An 18,049-nucleotide genomic window follows, 5' to 3' on the forward strand; every position below is an offset into this window, starting at 1 on the left:
ATCAGGAGCCTGTAAACACCAGAAGGCCAGGCCCGTCGTTAATGTCGCACGGTCGTTGCCGCACGTTATTCCTTACGTTGCTGGAGACGGCGCAGAGAACGCTCACGGCGCGTCTCCTCCCGGCTTCTGTCCAGCAATATCTCCTCGATAAACGCCAGGTGGCGGTGTGAAGCTTCGCGCGCTTTTTCCGGCTCACGAGCCACAATCGCCTCAAAAATACTGGCGCGATGACCACTCACTTTCGCCAGCATTTCCCGGCGCGAGTAAAGCAATTCGAAGTTCTGTCGAACGTTTTGTTCCAGCATAGGACCCATGCTGCGCAATAAATGTAAGAGTACGACATTATGCGCAGCTTCTGTGACGGCGATCTGATACTGCATCACCGCATCCGCCTCCGCGTCGAGATCGCCACTTTCCTGCGCCTGTTGAATCTTCAGGTGGCAGTGGCGAATACGCTCCAGATCTTCATCGGTGCCTCTTAGCGCGGCGTAGTAGGCAGCGATGCCTTCCAGCGCGTGGCGGGTTTCTAAGAGATCGAACTGAGATTCAGGATGACCGGCCAGTAAGCCCACCAGCGGATCGCTGAGGCTTTGCCACAGACTCTTCTGTACGAAAGTGCCACCGCCCTGTCGGCGCAGCAGCAATCCTTTGGCTTCCAGACGCTGTATGGCTTCTCGTAAAGAGGGACGGGAAACGTCAAACTGTTTGGCAAGTTCGCGTTCAGGCAGGAGCTTCTCTCCCGGTCGCAACGTCCCTTCCATGATCAGAGACTCAAGCTGTTGCTCAATTGCGTCAGAGAGTTTGGGTTGGCGAATTTTACTATAAGCCATCTGCCCTTCTTGTTTAGCCGAACGCCAGAAGTAAATTGGTCATACCAATTTAAAAATTGAGCCGGTAAAGTAACAAAGTATTTACCTGGTGTCTATATCGCCGCCGTCTGAAACAGCGGGCAGCATCAGGCCTTATTATCACTCTGCCAGCAAGCAATTGGAGCGCGTTTTCCGGCATACTTCAAAAAATCGTGGCAACTTTTACCAAAACTTACACGCATTTAGCACCCCTGCGCTTTTCGCGTCATAAGTAAACGGGATTCGTCGCCACGCTAAATTCATGGCAAAAAAGCGTTACAGAAATGTGAAGCCGCAACGGTTTTGTCGCGAATCCTTAGCACGAAAAACGAAAGCAGGTGCAAAGCGTTTCGCTTATCACTATTCTTGTCGCCAGGGTAGCATCCGGCTGAAAACAGCACGCCTGCAACCGTAAAATATTCAATACGTTATTGTAAAAAGCACCTTACGGCTCCGGCAGGCAGTCGCCAGGGAAAACATCACATCAGTACGAGGTTTGTATGGATCAACAGCAGGGCGAAACGCTGAAGCGCGGACTTAAAAATCGCCATATTCAGCTCATCGCGTTGGGTGGCGCCGTGGGCACCGGTTTATTCCTCGGGATCGCCCAAACGATTAAGATGGCCGGGCCTTCGGTCTTACTGGGTTACGCCATCGGCGGCTTTATCGCTTTTTTGATTATGCGCCAGCTGGCCGAAATGGTGGTTGAAGAGCCCGTTGCCGGTTCATTCAGCCATTTTGCCTATAAGTACTGGGGTAATTTCGCCGGTTTCGCCTCTGGCTGGAACTACTGGGTGCTGTATGTGTTAGTGGCGATGGCGGAACTGACCGCGGTGGGCATCTATATACAGTACTGGTGGCCGGACGTACCGACCTGGGTTTCCGCGGCCATCTTCTTTGTGCTGATCAACGCCATCAATATGACCAACGTTAAAGTCTATGGCGAGCTGGAGTTCTGGTTTGCCATTATCAAAGTTGTGGCGGTGGTGGGCATGATTCTGTTTGGCGGCTGGCTACTGTTTGGTGGTCATGCCGGGCCGGAAGCTGCGGTAAGCAACATCTGGGACAAAGGCGGTTTCTTCCCGAACGGCGTGAGCGGGCTGGTCATGGCGATGGCGGTGATCATGTTCTCCTTCGGTGGCCTTGAGCTGGTCGGCATCACCGCAGCTGAAGCGGATGATCCGGAGAGAAGCATTCCTAAAGCGACTAATCAGGTCATTTATCGCATCCTGATTTTTTATATCGGCTCGCTGACCGTGCTGCTTTCGCTCTATCCGTGGACTAAAGTAGTCGAAGGCGGCAGCCCGTTCGTGATGATTTTCCACGATTTAGGCGATGCGCTGGTGGCAAACGCGCTGAACGTGGTGATCCTGACCGCTGCGCTGTCGGTCTATAACAGCTGTGTTTACTGTAACAGCCGCATGCTGTTTGGTCTGGCTCAGCAGGGCAACGGACCAAAAGCGCTGTTGAAAGTGGATCGCCGTGGCGTGCCTTACGTCGCACTGGCAGTATCTGCGCTGGCAACCGCCATCTGCGTGCTGATCAACTACATGATGCCAGGCGAAGCCTTTGGCCTGCTGATGTCGTTGGTCGTCTCTGCGCTGGTGATCAACTGGGCGATGATCAGCCTGGCGCACCTGCAGTTCCGCAAAGCCAAAGATCGTCAGGGCGTGCAGACGCGCTTCAAAGCGTTGCTCTATCCGCTCGGCAACTGGATCTGTCTGGCCTTTATGGTGGGCATTCTGGTAATCATGGCCATGACGCCAGGCATGAGCATTTCAGTCTGGTTGATCCCGGTCTGGCTGGTGATTTTGGCTGTCGGTTATGCGTTGAAAAACCGTCTGCAGAAAGCCTGATAACAAGCGGGCCGCCCTGGCCCGCTTTGCTACTCCCCTCACACTTTTCCTCTAATAACCGTTTTGTCCATCATCGCGGCAGTTTATTGCCGGTCATCTCGCTGATTAACATAGATAATCTCCGCTTACCATTTGCGGAAGAGGATTTATCCATGAAAGGATCGGCTTTAACATTCCGGGAGAAGCTCGGATACGGCATGGGCGATGCCGGCTGCAACATGATCAATGGCGCTATCATGTTATTCCTCACCTATTTTTACACCGACATTTTTGGCCTGGCACCGGCGCTGGTCGGCGGCCTACTGCTGTCAGTTCGCGTGCTGGATGCGGTCACTGACCCGATTATGGGCGCCATTGCCGATCGTACGCAGAGTCGCTGGGGACGTTTTCGCCCCTGGCTGCTGTGGATGTCGCTGCCCTATGTGCTGTTCAGCGTACTGATGTTTACCACGCCGGAATGGACTTACAACAGCAAAGTCATCTATGCCTTTGTGACCTACTTTTTAATGTCGCTGACCTACACCGCCATCAGTATTCCTTACTGTTCTCTGGGCGGCGTGATTACTAACGATCCGCATGAGCGCGTCTCCTGTCAGTCTTACCGTTTTGTGATGGTCGGCGTGGCCACGCTGATTTTATCTCTGTCACTGTTGCCGCTGGTCGACTGGTTCGGTCAGGGCGACAAGGCGCGCGGTTATCAGATGGCGATGAGCGTGCTGGCCCTGATCGGCTTCTTTATGTTCCTGTTCTGTTTTGCCACCGTGCGTGAACGTATTCGCCCGGCGGTGCCGAACAACGACGATTTGAAAAACGATCTGCGCGACGTCTGGAAAAATGACCAGTGGGTGCGCATGCTGCTACTGACTTTCTGTAACGTCTGCCCCGGCTTCATTCGCATGGCAGCCACTATGTATTACGTAACCTGGGTAATGGGTCAGTCGACCCACTTCGCTACGCTGTTTATCAGCCTCGGCGTGGTTGGCATGATGATTGGCAGTACGCTGGCCAAGGTGCTGACCGACCGCTGGTGCAAACTCAAGGTCTTTTTCTGGACCAATATTCTGCTCGCCATGTTCTCCTGCGGATTCTACTGGCTCAATCCTCATGCCACCACGCTGGTGGTCGCCGCCTATTTTGTACTGAATATCCTGCATCAGATCCCATCACCGCTGCACTGGTCATTAATGGCCGACGTTGACGATTACGGCGAGTGGAAAACCGGCAAGCGCAGCACCGGCATCAGTTTCTCCGGCAACCTGTTTTTCCTTAAGGTCGGACTGGCGGTCGCAGGCGCGCTGGTGGGCTTCCTGCTCTCCTGGTACGGTTACGATGCCGGTGCAAAACAGCAGTCTGGCGATACGCTGCACGGTATTGTATTGATGTTTACCATTATCCCCGCCGTTGGCTATCTGATTACTGCGGGTGTTGTTCGCCTGTTGAAAGTGGATAATCGCCTGATGCATACCATTCAACAGGATCTGGCGCTGCGTCGGGAGAATTTTCGCGAGTTGCATGAGATTCGCCCCAGTCACGCTGCCACCATTAAACCTGGAGAGGTAAAATGAGTCTTCATCTACCCAATCCCTTTATACCTCAGCGCGCCGATCCACAGATTATGCGCCATAAAGACCACTACTATTTTATCGCTTCGGTGCCGGAATACGATCGGCTGGAGCTGCGCGCCGCCAACAGCCTGATGGGCCTGCGTGAAGCGGAACCGGTTACGCTGTGGGAGAAAGATCACAGCGGGCCGCTGAGCGAGTTAATTTGGGCGCCTGAACTGCACCGCATCGGCCAGCAGTGGGTTATCTACTTTGCCGCTGCTCCTGAGCGCGAAATCAAAGAGGGCCTGTTTCAACATCGCATGTATGCGCTGGTTAACGACCACGACGATCCGCTGGTAGCCAGCCAGTGGCAGCCGCCGCGTCGGGTACACACGCCGATAGACTCCTTTTCGCTGGATGCCACCAGCTTTCATCATCAGGGTAAAAACTGGTATTTGTGGGCGCAAAAGGATCCGGCCATCGCAGGCAATTCAAACCTCTATCTGGCTGAACTGGAAAACCCATGGACGCTGAAAGGACCGCCGGTGATGCTCAGCAAACCTGAATTTGAGTGGGAATGTCGCGGATTTTTGGTGAATGAGGGGCCAGCGGTGATTGTTCACGGCGGCAGGCTTTTTGTCACCTACTCCGCCAGCGCCACCGATGAAAATTATGCGCTGGGTCTGCTGTGGATTGATGAAGATGCCGATCTGTTGAACCCGGACAACTGGCATAAATCCGCCGATCCGGTATTCACCACCAGTTGGGAGAACCAACAGTTTGGCCCGGGGCACAACAGTTTTACTACCGATGAACAGGGTCAACCGCTGCTGGTTTACCACGCGCGCAACTATACGGAAATCGAAGGCGATCCGCTGTGGGATCCCAACCGGCACACCCGCATTAAGCCCTTCGCCTGGCGCGCCGACGGCATGCCAGACTTCGGCGTGCCGCCAGCGGATTCACCTTAAACCAGCGCACCGTAGATGGTCAGTAGGGCAACCACCACCACCAGCACCAATGAGACTTTTTTTGCCAGGCTGACCGCCACGCGCGGAGTTTGTACCGCACTAAGGTGCGGATCGCGCGCCAGTGAAAACTGCGCCAGGCTGGTCAGCACCTGATATTGCGAACGGTGCCGATCGCCAAGTGAAGCAAACCAGGCGGGTAGCGCTTTTTCGCCGTGCCCTAACAGCGCATAAGCGACACCCGCCAGGCGCACCGGAATCCAGTCCAGCCAGTGTAAAATGGCATCCACACCTGACTGCGCACGCTCCAGCGGAGAATGTCGACGAGCCAGCCAGCCTTGCCAGGCACGCAAAAATGCATAGCCCATCAGCAGTACCGGTCCCCAGGCACCGCCGATAACAAACCAGAACAGCGGAGCCAGATAGAAGCGATAGTTAATCCACAGCAGCGCATTCTGTAGCTCACGCAAAAAATCCCCTTCTGAACACTCAGACGGTACGCCGTGAATCAGCGTTAACTCTTCGGCCATGGTATCGCGCGCGTGATGATCGCCCTGCGTCGCTGCCTTCAGGTAAGCGTGATAGTGCAAACGTACCTTGCCCGCGCCAATGCAGAGCAGGCCAATCGCCATCCAAAACAGCAGCTGCGGTATGCCAAACAGTATACCTTTCAACCCAAGAATGCAGATCCAGACCACCGCCATGGCGAGCAGGGTCATCAGCAGCGTGTTCAGCAGTGAAAAACGGCGGCGATGGCGAAACAGTGGCTCCAGCCGATGCTCAAGCTGCCAGTGCTCGCCGACTTTGAACAAGCGTTCCCAACCTAAAACCAGTAACAGGCTAAACAGCGTCATGCCGAATGCTCCGTGAGTCATGAAGTGAATGTGTCAGCAACTGGCGGAAGTATGGCCAGTCAAAAGCAGGCCCCGGATCGGTTTTACGCGTCGGGGCGATATCGCTGTGGCCGGTGATACGTTCCAGCGACAGCGGATAGTGTTGCATCAGGAGTAACGTGACGCGCACCAGCGCCTGATATTGCGCTTCGGTATAAGGCACATCGTCAGTGCCCTCCAGCTCAATGCCCATCGAGAAATCATTGCAGTTTTCACGCCCCTGAAAACAGGAGGCACCGGCGTGCCACGCCCGGGCGTTAAAAGGCACATACTGCACGATTTCGCCATCGCGACGGATGAGGCAGTGTGCGGCGACGCGAAGCTGATGTATTTCAGCAAAGTAGGGATGCGCAGCGGGATCGAGGGTGCCGGTAAAAAGCGCGTCAATCCACGGGCCACCAAATTCTCCGGGCGGTAAACTGATGTTGTGGACAACCAGTAACGAAGGGGCTTCGTTAGCGGGACGCTCGTTAAAATGGGGAGATTCCACCTTTCTGGCTTCATCAATCCAGCCCTGCTGCAACTGCATGCGTTACTCCTTAATCAACGTCACGCTGAAAGAGTAGCATGGTTGCCTGGCAAATTATTGGCAGGAATAGCCCAACAGCAGCACCTTCTCACATGACACCACGCATTGTTAAGGATACTAAACAAAATGGCGTTTTCTGCTGGCAGACGGCGGGTAAAAACACTACAGTATCCGCTTATTTTTCCGTCTGGAGAGGGATATGCCCGCCCGCCGCTATGATCATGACAGCCGTAAAACTGCGTTGCTGAGCCGCATTGGCAACGATATCCCCCCTGCCGTAGAGCTGGCCCTGCGTGAAGACCTTGGCGGCACAATCGATGCTGATAACGATTTGACTGCCCTGCTTCTGCCTGCGGATAAAGTGGCTCAGGCAACGGTAATTACCCGCGAAGAAGGCGTTTTCTGTGGTAAACGCTGGGTCGAAGAGGTGTTTGCTCAGCTGGGTCACCAGGTCAACATTCAATGGCAGGTTGACGATGGCGACAGACTGCTGGCCAATCAGGTGCTTTTTACCCTGCATGGACCCGCGCGCATCATTCTCACCGCCGAGCGCACCGCGCTAAACTTTGTGCAAACGCTTTCCGGTGTGGCAACGGAAGTGGCTCGTTATGTGGCGCTGCTGGCCGGAACCCAAACGCGCCTGCTGGATACGCGCAAAACGCTGCCTGGACTACGCACCGCGCTGAAATATGCCGTGCTGTGCGGCGGCGGAAGCAATCATCGCCTGGGACTGGCCGATGCGTTTTTGATTAAGGAAAATCACATTATCGCCACGGGCTCAATTGCGCAGGCCGTGGAAAAAGCGTTATGGCTGCATCCCGATGTGCCGGTGGAAGTCGAGGTTGAATCGCTTGATGAGTTGGCACAGGCGCTGAATGCCGGGGCCGATATTGTGATGCTGGATAACTTCACACCCGACATGATGCGTCAGGCGGTGGTGCAGAATCAGCAGCGCGCGCTGCTGGAGGTATCAGGCAACGTTACGGAAGCGACGTTACCGATTATCGCCGCCACTGGCGTAGATTTCGTCTCGGTTGGCGCTCTGACCAAACATGTGCGGGCGCTGGACCTCTCCATGCGCTTTCAGTAACGCTTTATCGGTACAGGCCATCCTGCAGGATGGCTTTTCTGTCTCCCTCTCTGAAAAATTTGTGCGCTGGCTCGGCAACTTTTCTCATCCCATGTAAAACGTGAATCTTCTTTGCGCCAGCGCTTCCAGCATGGATCTTCCCCTGTGGCTGCCTGCCGGGCGCTATTGCAGCATAGCGCTCTACCACAACGGAGGAGATAGCTATGGAAATGCAACGCGGATTTACCCTGATTGAACTCATGATCGTCATTGGCATTGTCGCCATACTCAGCGCCATTGGCCTGCCGGCCTATCAGAATTACCTGCAGCGCGCCGCCCTGACTGACATGCTGCAAACCATGGTGCCCTATAAAACGGCAGTAGAGCTCTGCACCATTGAGCGTGGCGCAACCGCTAACTGTAATGCTGGCGAGAACGGTATTCCGGCAGCAAAAGGTTCACGTTATGTCGCCAGCGTGGCGGTAAATGCCGGAGCCATTACGCTAACCGGGCAGGAAAGCCTCAGTGGATTGAATGTGGTGATGAGCCCGCTCTGGAACAGCAATGAGGGGCAGATGAGCTGGCAACGCGCCTGCACCAGTGACAACAGCAGCTTGCAGGATAACTGCCTCAATGTGTTCCGCTTCGACGATAACCAGGGATGAGCATGAAAACGTCTACCCGTCGTCCGTTGGATATGCTCTGCCAGCAATATCGCGCAGTGATTCTGCATCATGATGAGCAGATGTTGCGCGTGGCCATTGCGCAGGACGCCTCATTCATTGCAGAGATGACCGAAGCGCTGCGCTTTGCCACGCAGTGTCGCGTTGAAATTGAACAGTGGCCGTCTGCCCGGCTTGAGCAATATGCCCCCTGTGCCAATCCTGACGCCGTGCGTGAACAGCCTCCAGCAGAATCGGCGATTGATGCCGTTGAGGCGATACTCACTCAGGCTATCCAACGCCGGGCTTCCGATGTACATATTGAGCCGCAGCAGCATGGCCTGCGCGTTCGTCTACGCATTGATGGCGTGCTGCAAATTCTGACCCAGTTGCCGGATGTGGCACCCGCAGGATTAATCGCCCGTCTGAAAATCCTTGCCAGTCTGGATATAGCTGAGCGACGTTTGCCGCAGGACGGCCAGTTCAGCATTACGCTGACAGAGAAGAGAGCCTCCTTTCGGCTGTCAACGCTGCCGACCCGTTATGGCGAGAAGTGCGTGGTGCGACTGCTGCAAAGCGAAGCGCATTCTGTTGCCCTGGAGAAACTGGGCATGCCCGCCCCGCTGCTTCGTCTCTATCGCGAGGCGCTGGCAAAACCTCAGGGATTAATTCTGGTGACCGGCCCAACCGGCAGCGGCAAAACCTTCACGCTCTATAGCGGCCTTAGCGCACTCAACCAGCCCGAGAAAAATGTTTGTAGCGTCGAAGATCCGGTTGAAATCCCGCTGGCAGGTATCAATCAGACGCAGATTCATACTCGCGCCGGACTTGATTTCAACCTGGTGCTGCGATCCCTGCTGCGTCAGGATCCCGATATCATTATGGTCGGCGAAATACGCGATGCGGAGACGGCGGAGATTGCGGTTAAAGCCGCGCAGACTGGTCACCTGGTACTTTCCACGCTGCACACCAACTCCACCAGCGAAACGCTGACGCGCCTTGGACAGATGGGGATCCCCGGTTATCTGTTGGGTTCAGCGCTAAAGTTAATTATTGCGCAGCGCCTGGTGCGCAGGCTGTGTGCGCACTGCCGTCAGCCAGCGGAGGCGCTGGCACATTTTCCTCCGGCGGTCTGGCCCGGCACGCTACAAACCTGGCGCGCCCCCGGCTGCGATCACTGCTTTTCCGGTTATTACGGTCGGCTGGCGCTGTTTGAACTGCTGCCGATTAACGGCAAGATGCAGAACGCCATTGCTGCAGAAGCCTCAGCGGATCAGCTGCTGGTACTGGCGCAGCAGCAGGGCATGCGCAATCTGTTCAGCGAGGGGTTGCTGGCGGTCAGCCGCGGCGAAACCTCACTGGATGAGGTGAATCGCATTGTAGGCAGTGAGCATGGCTGACTGCGTACTGTTTCGCTGGCAGGCTATGGACGATAACGGCGCGTTGCATCAGGGCGACATGCTGGCTGCCGATCGGCAACAGGCCGTCATGCGGCTGATAGAAAAAGATCTGCTGCCGATTGGTTGTCGCCAGCAGAAACGCTATCGCGCCGCCCAGTGGAAAGGCGATCAGAAAATCAACTTCATTCGCCAGCTTGCCACGCTGTTGCAGGCAGGCATGACGCTGGCCGATGCTTTGCGTCTGATTGGTGAAGGGCATCCGCATGCGGGCTGGCGTGCTCTGATTGCCGCATTACAGGAGCAGGTTTCACGTGGCGATCCCTTCTCCACTGCGCTGCAACAATGGCCAACCATCTTCAGCCCACTGTTTCCTGCGCTGATGCAGGTAGGCGAAGTCACCGGTCAACTCGACAGCTGTTGTCAGCAGCTGGCGGGTCAACAGGAGCGGCAGCAACAGCTGCAGAAAAAAGTCATCAAAGCGTTGCGCTATCCGCTGTTTATTTTGTTGGTTGCTGGTGCGGTGAGCGGCGGCATGCTGCTGTTTGTATTACCGGAGTTTGTCGCAATTTATGACTCTTTTGACTCGCCTCTTCCCGCTTTTACCGCTGCGGTAATGGGCTTCTCAGAATGGCTACAGTCAGCATTTTTACCGCTGGCCGCTTCCATGAGCGCCTTACTCCTTGTCTGGCGTCGCCAGCGGCAACGGTTTGTTTCAGTAAGACGCCGGGAGCAGCGACTGCTGCTGTGGCTGCCGTTGATATCTTCACTGTATCGTGGCAGCCAGCTAAGCCGCATTTTCACTACCCTGAGCCTGACGCAAAGTGCCGGGCTAACGTTATTACAAAGTCTGCAGGCGGTGGAAAAAACGCTGGATCAGGCGATCTGGCGCGAAGAGATCGTTGCCATTCAGCAGCATATTTCCGGTGGTATGCCGTTGCATCAGGCGATTCAGGGCTCGCTGTTCACGCCACTCTGCTATCAGCTGATTAAGTCTGGCGAAGAGGCAGGTGCGCTGGATACCCTGTTAACTCGCCTTGCTGAATGGCATGAAACCTCAACCCATGAGCAGGCGGATAAGCTGGCGGCCACATTAGAGCCATTGATGATGGTGGTGATCGGGGTGATTGTTGGCGTGTTGGTTATCGCCATGTATCTGCCCATTTTTGGACTGGGCGATGCGTTGCATTAAGCACGTTAATCCGGGCTGGTGAAAGCAAGATGCTCACCAGCCCGCAACAGGCAATATCAGCGATTAAAAACGCGGTTTTCCTGTTCATTGACGCGAATAAAGGTTGTGCGTTTGGTCAGCTCTTTAAGCCTTTCTGCGCCGACATAAGTACAGGCAGAACGCAGGCCGCCGAGAATATCGCGCGCCGTCTCTTCAACCGGTCCGCGCAACGGCAGACGCACCGTTTTACCCTCAGCTGCACGATACTGCGCCACACCGCCAACATGGCGTTTCATTGCTGACTCAGAGCTCATGCCGTAAAACAGCATAAACTGTTCACCCTGCTCTTCCACCACCGTGCCTTCACACTCATCGTGCGCTGCCAGCATGCCGCCCAGCATGACGAAATCGGCCCCGCCGCCAAAGGCTTTCGCGATATCGCCTGGCACGGCGCATCCGCCATCACTGACGATCTGCCCGCCGAGCCCATGAGCGGCATCAGCACATTCAATCACCGCGGAAAGCTGCGGATAACCGACGCCGGTTTTGACACGCGTGGTGCAGACCGAGCCGGGGCCAATACCGACTTTGACAATATCCGCGCCGGAAAGAATGAGCTCCTCCACCATCTCGCCGGTGACTACGTTACCCGCACAGATGGTTTTTCCCGGACAGGCTTCACGCGCACGCTGTAAAAACGCAACGAAGTGCTCTGAATAGCCGTTGGCAACGTCGATGCAGATAAAGTTCAGGCGTGGCGAAAGTGCAAGGATCTGTTTCAGCTTGAGGAAGTCAGCTTCAGAAGTCCCCGTGGAAACCATAACGTGGCTGAGCACACTTTCCGGTACGCGCTGCACAAAAGCCTGCCACTGCTCAACGCTGTAGTGTTTGTGTACCGCGGTGAGAATATCAAAAGCCGCTAACGCTTCAGCCATGGTAAAGGTGCCCACCGTATCCATATTCGCGGCAATCACAGGCACGCCTGACCAGGTTATTGCGGAGTGTTTAAAGGTAAACTCGCGGGCAAGCTCAACCTGCGATCGGCTTTTCAACGTTGAGCGTTTAGGCCGGATTAGCACATCTTTAAAGCCGAGCTTGATATCTTCTTCAATACGCATGGAGATTTCCTGGTTAGTGGCAAAACTGGCAAATACGCCCGCTCCAGTGACGTTATCATACGCGCCAAAAACGGCATGACAAGAGTGCGAGATTTGCGTGATTTACGCTACAATCCGTTAATATTTATCCCTACTTCTGCAGTGTGGTCGTCCTCACCTTTTGCAGTCATCAACCAGCGAGCACACAGGTTATGTCATATACGGTTGCGCTTACCGGCGGCATCGGCAGCGGCAAAAGCACCATCGCAAATGCCTTTGTCAATCTTGGTGTCGATATGGTCGACGCTGATATTATCGCCCGCCAGGTTGTTGAGCCCGGCACGCCCGCACTGACTGCTATTGAGGCACGTTTTGGTGCTCAGATAGTGAATGAACAGGGGCAGCTTATCCGCAGCCGCCTGCGTGAAATTATTTTTGGTTCGCCCGATGAGAAAACCTGGTTAAATCAGCTGCTGCATCCGCTGATTCAGCAGGAAACGCAGCGTCAGCTGGCGCTTTGCCACTCACCCTGGCGTTTGTGGGTGGTGCCGCTGCTGGTGGAGAATCATCTTTATCATCAAGCTGACCGCGTGCTGGTGGTCGATGTTGATCGTGAAATCCAACTTCAGCGCACGCTGGCGCGCGATAACGTCAGTCTGGAACAGGCGCAAAATATTCTTGCCGCTCAGGCGACGCGAGAAGCACGACTCGCTGTGGCGGACGACATTATTGATAATAACGGCACGCCGGAATCGGTATTGCCGCGCGTTGCTGAACTGCATCAGCGCTATCTGGCGCTGGCAGCAGCAAAACAGGATCAGAAGCATGACAACCAACATTCTTTTTGAGCACCCATTAAATGAGAAAATGCGCACCTGGCTGCGCATCGAATTTCTGCTGGCGCAACTTCAGGGCAGCCGCTACATCGCCGATCACCTCACCGCGCTGACCTTTTTCCGCAACATGGGCGATCTGCTGGATGTGTTCGATCGGGGAGAGTTGCGTACGGAAATGACCAAAGAACTGGAGCGTCAACAGCAGAAGCTGCTCGCCTGGGCTGATGTGCCTGGCGTCGATATGGCAGTGGTGGAACAGCTGCGCGACCGGTTGAAGGCGCAGTCAAGTCAACTGCTGGCGGCGCCGCGCATTGGACAACTGCTGCGGGAAGACCGCCTGATTGCGCTGGTGCGTCAGCGGCTGAGCATACCCGGCGGCTGCTGCAGTTTTGATCTGCCAACGCTGCACATCTGGTTGCATATCGATCAGGCTCAGCGCGATCGTCAAGTGGACACCTGGCTCGCTTCGTTGAGTCCGCTCAGTGATACGCTAACCATTATTCTCGACCTGATTCGTCAATCGGCGACCTTTCGCACCCACACCAGCCTGAACGGTTTTTTCCAGGATAATGCCGAAGGCGCAGATTTATTGCGTTTGCAGCTGACGCTGGAGGATTCGCTCTATCCACAGGTATCGGGTCATAAAAGTCGTTATGCTATTCGTTTTCTGCCGCTTGATAGCGAGCATGGTGAAGTACCGGCGCGGCTCGATTTTGGGCTCGCCTGCTGTTAAGGATTAATAAGATGCAAAAAGACGTGACCATCGTTAACTGTCCAACCTGCAAAAAAGAGGTGATTTGGGATGAGCTAAGCCCGTGGCGTCCCTTTTGCAGCAAACGTTGTCAGCTAATCGATTTAGGCGAATGGGCTAACGAAGAGAAACGTATTGCCAGCAATAACGATCTCTCCGATAGCGATGACTGGAGCGAGCTGGAGCCGCGTAACGACGACTAGTTCGCTAACCGGGCGGCTTCCTGACGTAAACGGGCGATAAGCGCATGATTGGCCGGCGGAAACTCTTCCGCTACCAACTCAGCCTGCTTAACCCAACGTTGTGGCTGCCCTTCCCGGCCCCAGGGTTCACCCTGCCACTGTTCCACCAGGAAAAAATGCAGTGTAACCCGCACATCTTCATAGGTGTGATCGGCAGAGCCGATGGCTTCTGCCTGCGTCACCTCAATACCGGTCTCTTCAGCCAGCTCACGCACCAGCGCCTGCTGCGCGCTCTCTCCCGCCTCGATTTTTCCGCCGGGAAACTCCCACATATTTGCCATATGCGAGCTTGATGAACGCTGCGCAAGAAAAATTTCATGGCTGGCGTTGCGAATAACGCCGACCGCGACCTGTAAGTGCTTCATGGATACAGACTCCTGAGATACGTCATAAAGCCCATCTTAAAGCATGAGTAAGTCATTGTTAATGCGTCTCTATCTTTCAATTCGTTTGAATTCGGAATTCACCACTGAACAAGACAGGTCTTACTGCTGGTGCCGCTGCAAAACGTTAATCTGCCTGTTGAATCTGGATGAACATGATATATACCGAACACTGAATATGATGACCTTAGCACCGATAAAAGCATCTTCGGATGGCACCACTAATAGCGCAGACATTATCGGAATGCAGTGCGCGACGTTTAAAGATATTCTTTCGGTTGATGGCGTTATGAATACGCTGACCTATCATCCCGCCAACCAGGTTATCCCCTTGAATGAGGCACAGAAGCGGCTTTTTTATTGCATGTTTTTCAATATCAACCGTAAAAAAAGTATCATCGCCACCGTGTGGCATGAAAATCATCTGAGGATAGGCGACAATAATTATCATCAGCTCATATTTCAAAGCCGCGCGTTACTAAAGCGGTATGGATTATCAGAAAAGCTATTAATTACCGTTCCCTGCTATGGCATTCGTTTTAATACTAAGCTCATGGAAGAGATCGCCAGGCATGATCTCGCGAGATAATCTTGCCAACCTGACAAGCCAAGCCCTTGAAGTAACTAACTTTCCAGCCGAATTTCATGCTGTTACTTGCTGGCATGGCATCAGCCTGAAAGCATTGAGCTGCGTGAGCACACATCTTGTTTGACCGATAAACCATGACCATATGGCAATGCCTTGCGCGCTAAACAAAAGGCGACAGATAGCCTGATATCGATAAATAATGCACCGGTTAAATATAAAAAATGCGGCAGAGACGAGGTATTCTCCTGCTCAGAACTTCATTCAACCTCATTGATGACGCCGTTAATCGCATTAACATAAATAAACCATTACGGAAAAATGAGCAGATAACGGCGTTAAAGCCAGTGCTGTTAACAAGCCCGTGTCCTGTAAGTAAAATCAACGAGCGGCCACCAGGTTATTATTGCGATAAAACGATAAAGCAAAAAACAGGTTTTAAAACGTCAATAAAAAAGCCAGCTTGCGCTGGCTTTTTCTCAGGTGCTTATGCCGGATCAGGATTATGCCAGACGGCCATGGCACTGCTTATATTTCTTACCGGAACCGCATGGGCAAAGATCATTACGTCCTACTTTGCGCTCGCCGCTTTGCGTCGCCAGTTCAGCGGCCTCAACGGTTTCATCATCAACATGACTTAACTGCTGCTGCTGCTGCAGGCGCTCGGCTTCTTCGCGACGCTGCTGCTCCATCTGCTCCACTTCTTCCGGCATGCGTACCTGAACCTTGCTCAACGTGCTGATCACTTCATATTTCAGTGATTCCAGCATGGCGCCAAACATGGCGAAAGATTCGCGCTTATATTCCTGCTTAGGATCTTTCTGTGCATAGCCACGCAGATGGATGCCCTGTCGCAGATAATCCATCGCGGCCAGGTGCTCTTTCCACAATGAATCCAGTGTCTGCAACATGATGCCTTTTTCAAAATTACGCATCATTTCGGTGCCGACAATCTCTTCTTTCGCGGCGTAGGCTTTTATGGCTTCGCTCATGATACGTTCGCGTAGCGTCTCTTCATGCAGATCCGGCTCTTTATCCAACCATTGTGCAATCGGCAGATCGAGATCGAAATCGTTTCTCAGACGCTCTTCCAGGCCGGCAACATCCCACATTTCTTCCAGCGACTGCGGTGGAATGTAGGTATCGATGGTGGTTTTCAGCACATCTTCGCGGATACTGTTGATGGTTTCGCTGACGTCAGAAACATCAAGCAGCTCATTACGCTGACTGTAGATAGCACGGCGCTGATCGTTAGCAACGTCATCGTATTCCAGTAGCTGCTTACGAATATCAAAGTTACGGCTTTCCACTTTGCGCTGCGCATTGGCAATCGCTTTGGTCACCCATGGGTGTTCAATCGCTTCACCTGGCTTCATACCCAGTTTACGCATCATGTTAGAAACGCGATCGGAGGCAAAAATACGCATCAGCGCATCTTCCATCGACAGATAGAAGCGTGATGAACCCTGATCGCCCTGACGACCGGCACGACCGCGCAGCTGGTTATCAATACGACGAGATTCGTGGCGCTCGGTGCCGATAATGTGCAGGCCGCCTGAAGCCAGAACGGCATCGTGGCGAACCTGCCAGTCAGCTTTAATTTTTGCGATTTGCTCTGGCGTCGGATCGGCCAGCTCGGCGATTTCTGACTGCCAGCTGCCGCCCAGCACGATATCGGTACCACGACCTGCCATGTTGGTAGCGATGGTCACCGCGCCCGGCTGGCCTGCCTGTGCAACGATGTCCGCTTCACGGGCGTGGAATTTGGCGTTAAGAACGTTGTGTTTGATACCTGCACGCGTCAGCTCATTAGAAACCACCTCTGATTTTTCAATCGAGATGGTACCCACCAGCACGGGCTGGCCGTTCGCGGTACGCTCGCGGATATCTTCAATGATCGCGTCGATTTTCTCTTTTTCGGTCATGTAGACCAGATCAGGCAGATCTTTACGCACCATCGGCCGGTTGGTTGGCACCACAATGGTATCCAGCTTGTAGATAGAGCTGAATTCAAATGCTTCGGTATCGGCGGTACCGGTCATGCCTGCCAGTTTGTCGTACAAGCGGAAGTAGTTCTGAAAGGTGATGGAAGCCAGCGTCTGGTTTTCGTTTTGGATTTCAACGCCTTCTTTTGCTTCGATAGCCTGATGCAGGCCATCTGACCAACGACGTCCCTGCATGGTACGGCCGGTGTGCTCATCAACGATGATCACTTCACCATCTTTCACGATGTAGTCCACATCGCGAGTAAACAGCACATGTGAGCGCAATGCGGCGGTGACATGATGCATCAGCATAATGTTGGTCGGCGAGTAGAGCGATTCACCCTCTTCCATGATCCCTTCGCTCACCAGCAGCTCTTCAATGGCGACCAGTCCACGCTCGGTCAGGTGCACCTGGCGCGCTTTCTCATCGACGGAGAAGTGGCCTTCACCCTGGAAGGTGTCGGAATCTTCTTTTTCCTGACGAATCAGATGCGGAATGATTTTGTTTACTTTGATATAGAGTTCAGAGCTGTCTTCAGCCGGACCGGAGATGATTAACGGCGTGCGCGCTTCATCGATCAAAATGGAGTCAACTTCATCCACCAGCGCATAGTTCAGCTTACGCTGTACGCGCTCTTCAGGACTGAATGCCATATTGTCACGCAGATAGTCAAAGCCATATTCGTTGTTGGTGCCGTAGGTAATATCGGCCGCATATGCTTCACGCTTGGCCGGCGCAGGCATATTTGGCAGGTTGATACCAATGCTCAGACCGAGGAATTCAAACAGCGGACGGTTATTTTCTGCATCGCGCTGGGCAAGATAGTCGTTCACGGTAATAACGTGTACGCCTTTGCCGGTGAGTGCGTTCAGATAAGCGGGCAGTGTGGCGGTCAGGGTTTTACCTTCACCGGTGCGCATTTCCGCGATGCAACGGTTATTCAGCACCATACCGCCGAGCAGCTGGACGTCAAAGTGACGCATGTTAAATACACGCTTACTGGCTTCGCGAACGGTGGCAAAGGCTTCAGGAATTAACTCTTCCAGGGTGGTGCCTTTTGCCAGGCGCGCACGAAACTCGTCGGTCTTGGCTTTGAGCTGTTCATCAGACAGTTTTACAAACTCGGGTTCCATCTTGTTGATGGTTTCGACCACTTTACGCATACGGCGAAGCGTACGATCGTTGCTACTGCCAAAAACTTTGGTGAGTAATTTGATTAACATAGTAAATT

17 protein-coding genes are annotated in these 18,049 nt (G+C 53.9%); 11 read left to right on the plus strand and 6 right to left on the minus strand.

Annotated features, from left to right (window positions below; genetic code table 11):
* Nucleotides 1–65: 65 nt before the first annotated feature.
* On the minus strand, nt 66–830 hold the full coding sequence (gene pdhR, locus ACJY2L_RS10290; RefSeq protein ID WP_067427998.1) for a pyruvate dehydrogenase complex transcriptional repressor PdhR: 765 nt from the start codon (nt 828–830) through the stop codon (nt 66–68).
* Nucleotides 831–1,348: 518 nt separating this feature from the next.
* On the opposite strand from pdhR, the gene aroP reads away from it, so the two are divergent.
* From aroP to ACJY2L_RS10305, 3 genes are all read left to right on the plus strand, one after another.
* Nucleotides 1,349–2,704, plus strand: a complete 1,356-nt coding sequence (aroP, locus tag ACJY2L_RS10295) for an aromatic amino acid transporter AroP (protein ID WP_439213587.1) — start codon at nt 1,349–1,351, stop codon at nt 2,702–2,704.
* Between the two features lie 152 nt (nt 2,705–2,856).
* A complete protein-coding gene (locus tag ACJY2L_RS10300) occupies nt 2,857–4,269 on the plus strand; it encodes a glycoside-pentoside-hexuronide (GPH):cation symporter (RefSeq protein ID WP_439213588.1) in 1,413 nt (470 codons plus the stop codon).
* A complete protein-coding gene (locus ACJY2L_RS10305) occupies nt 4,266–5,219 on the plus strand; it encodes a glycoside hydrolase family 43 protein (RefSeq protein ID WP_439213589.1) in 954 nt (317 codons plus the stop codon). The genes ACJY2L_RS10300 and ACJY2L_RS10305 overlap by 4 nt, the downstream gene beginning before the upstream one ends.
* On the opposite strand, the gene ampE is transcribed toward ACJY2L_RS10305, so the two are convergent.
* Entirely contained in the window at nt 5,216–6,070 is an 855-nt protein-coding gene (gene ampE, locus ACJY2L_RS10310) for a beta-lactamase regulator AmpE (protein ID WP_439213590.1), read from the minus strand. The genes ACJY2L_RS10305 and ampE overlap by 4 nt on opposite strands.
* The gene (gene ampD, locus ACJY2L_RS10315; protein ID WP_439213591.1) at nt 6,057–6,638 is read right to left on the minus strand and encodes a 1,6-anhydro-N-acetylmuramyl-L-alanine amidase AmpD; all 582 of its coding nucleotides are present in this window, start codon (nt 6,636–6,638) and stop codon (nt 6,057–6,059) included. Before ampD ends, ampE begins: the two co-directional genes overlap by 14 nt.
* Before the next feature lie 199 nt (nt 6,639–6,837).
* Here ampD and nadC point away from each other — a divergent pair, with 199 nt between their 5' ends.
* The 4 genes from nadC (at nt 6,838) to hofC (ending at nt 10,958) form a co-directional block, all read left to right on the plus strand.
* A complete protein-coding gene (gene nadC / locus ACJY2L_RS10320; protein WP_439213592.1) occupies nt 6,838–7,728 on the plus strand; it encodes a carboxylating nicotinate-nucleotide diphosphorylase in 891 nt (296 codons plus the stop codon).
* A gap of 203 nt (nt 7,729–7,931) precedes the next feature.
* On the plus strand, nt 7,932–8,372 hold the full coding sequence (gene ppdD / locus ACJY2L_RS10325) for a prepilin peptidase-dependent pilin (protein WP_439213593.1): 441 nt from the start codon (nt 7,932–7,934) through the stop codon (nt 8,370–8,372).
* Nucleotides 8,373–8,374: 2 nt separating this feature from the next.
* Complete coding sequence (gene gspE / locus ACJY2L_RS10330; RefSeq protein WP_439213595.1) at nt 8,375–9,769, plus strand: type II secretion system protein GspE; 1,395 nt, start codon at nt 8,375–8,377, stop codon at nt 9,767–9,769.
* On the plus strand, nt 9,762–10,958 hold the full coding sequence (gene hofC / locus ACJY2L_RS10335; RefSeq protein WP_439213596.1) for a protein transport protein HofC: 1,197 nt from the start codon (nt 9,762–9,764) through the stop codon (nt 10,956–10,958). The genes gspE and hofC overlap by 8 nt, the downstream gene beginning before the upstream one ends.
* A 56-nt stretch (nt 10,959–11,014) precedes the next feature.
* Here hofC and ACJY2L_RS10340 read toward each other — a convergent pair whose 3' ends face one another.
* Nucleotides 11,015–12,055, minus strand: coding sequence for a GMP reductase (locus tag ACJY2L_RS10340; protein WP_439213597.1), 1,041 nt, complete (start codon nt 12,053–12,055; stop codon nt 11,015–11,017).
* Nucleotides 12,056–12,246: 191 nt separating this feature from the next.
* Between ACJY2L_RS10340 and coaE the strand changes: the two genes are divergently transcribed.
* The 3 genes from coaE to yacG are packed head-to-tail and all read left to right on the plus strand — an operon-like array spanning nt 12,247 to nt 13,824.
* A complete protein-coding gene (coaE, locus tag ACJY2L_RS10345; protein ID WP_439213599.1) occupies nt 12,247–12,882 on the plus strand; it encodes a dephospho-CoA kinase in 636 nt (211 codons plus the stop codon).
* On the plus strand, nt 12,860–13,603 hold the full coding sequence (zapD, locus tag ACJY2L_RS10350) for a cell division protein ZapD (RefSeq protein ID WP_264272538.1): 744 nt from the start codon (nt 12,860–12,862) through the stop codon (nt 13,601–13,603). Before coaE ends, zapD begins: the two co-directional genes overlap by 23 nt.
* Nucleotides 13,604–13,614: 11 nt before the next feature.
* Nucleotides 13,615–13,824 (plus strand): DNA gyrase inhibitor YacG, encoded by a 210-nt coding sequence (gene yacG, locus ACJY2L_RS10355; protein ID WP_067427977.1) that lies wholly within the window; start codon nt 13,615–13,617, stop codon nt 13,822–13,824.
* Here yacG and mutT read toward each other — a convergent pair.
* Nucleotides 13,821–14,228, minus strand: coding sequence for an 8-oxo-dGTP diphosphatase MutT (gene mutT, locus ACJY2L_RS10360; protein ID WP_439213601.1), 408 nt, complete (start codon nt 14,226–14,228; stop codon nt 13,821–13,823). The genes yacG and mutT overlap by 4 nt on opposite strands.
* A 196-nt stretch (nt 14,229–14,424) precedes the next feature.
* Between mutT and ACJY2L_RS10365 the strand changes: the two genes are divergently transcribed.
* Nucleotides 14,425–14,835: a winged helix-turn-helix domain-containing protein gene (locus ACJY2L_RS10365; RefSeq protein WP_157883842.1), complete on the plus strand. Its 411-nt coding sequence runs from the start codon at nt 14,425–14,427 to the stop codon at nt 14,833–14,835.
* Nucleotides 14,836–15,335: 500 nt separating this feature from the next.
* Here ACJY2L_RS10365 and secA read toward each other — a convergent pair whose 3' ends face one another.
* Entirely contained in the window at nt 15,336–18,041 is a 2,706-nt protein-coding gene (gene secA / locus ACJY2L_RS10370; protein WP_439213603.1) for a preprotein translocase subunit SecA, read from the minus strand.
* Nucleotides 18,042–18,049: the final 8 nt, after the last annotated feature.

It is taken from the genome of Duffyella sp. Ts4, from assembly GCF_051851875.1.
Lineage (GTDB): Bacteria > Pseudomonadota > Gammaproteobacteria > Enterobacterales > Enterobacteriaceae > Duffyella > Duffyella gerundensis.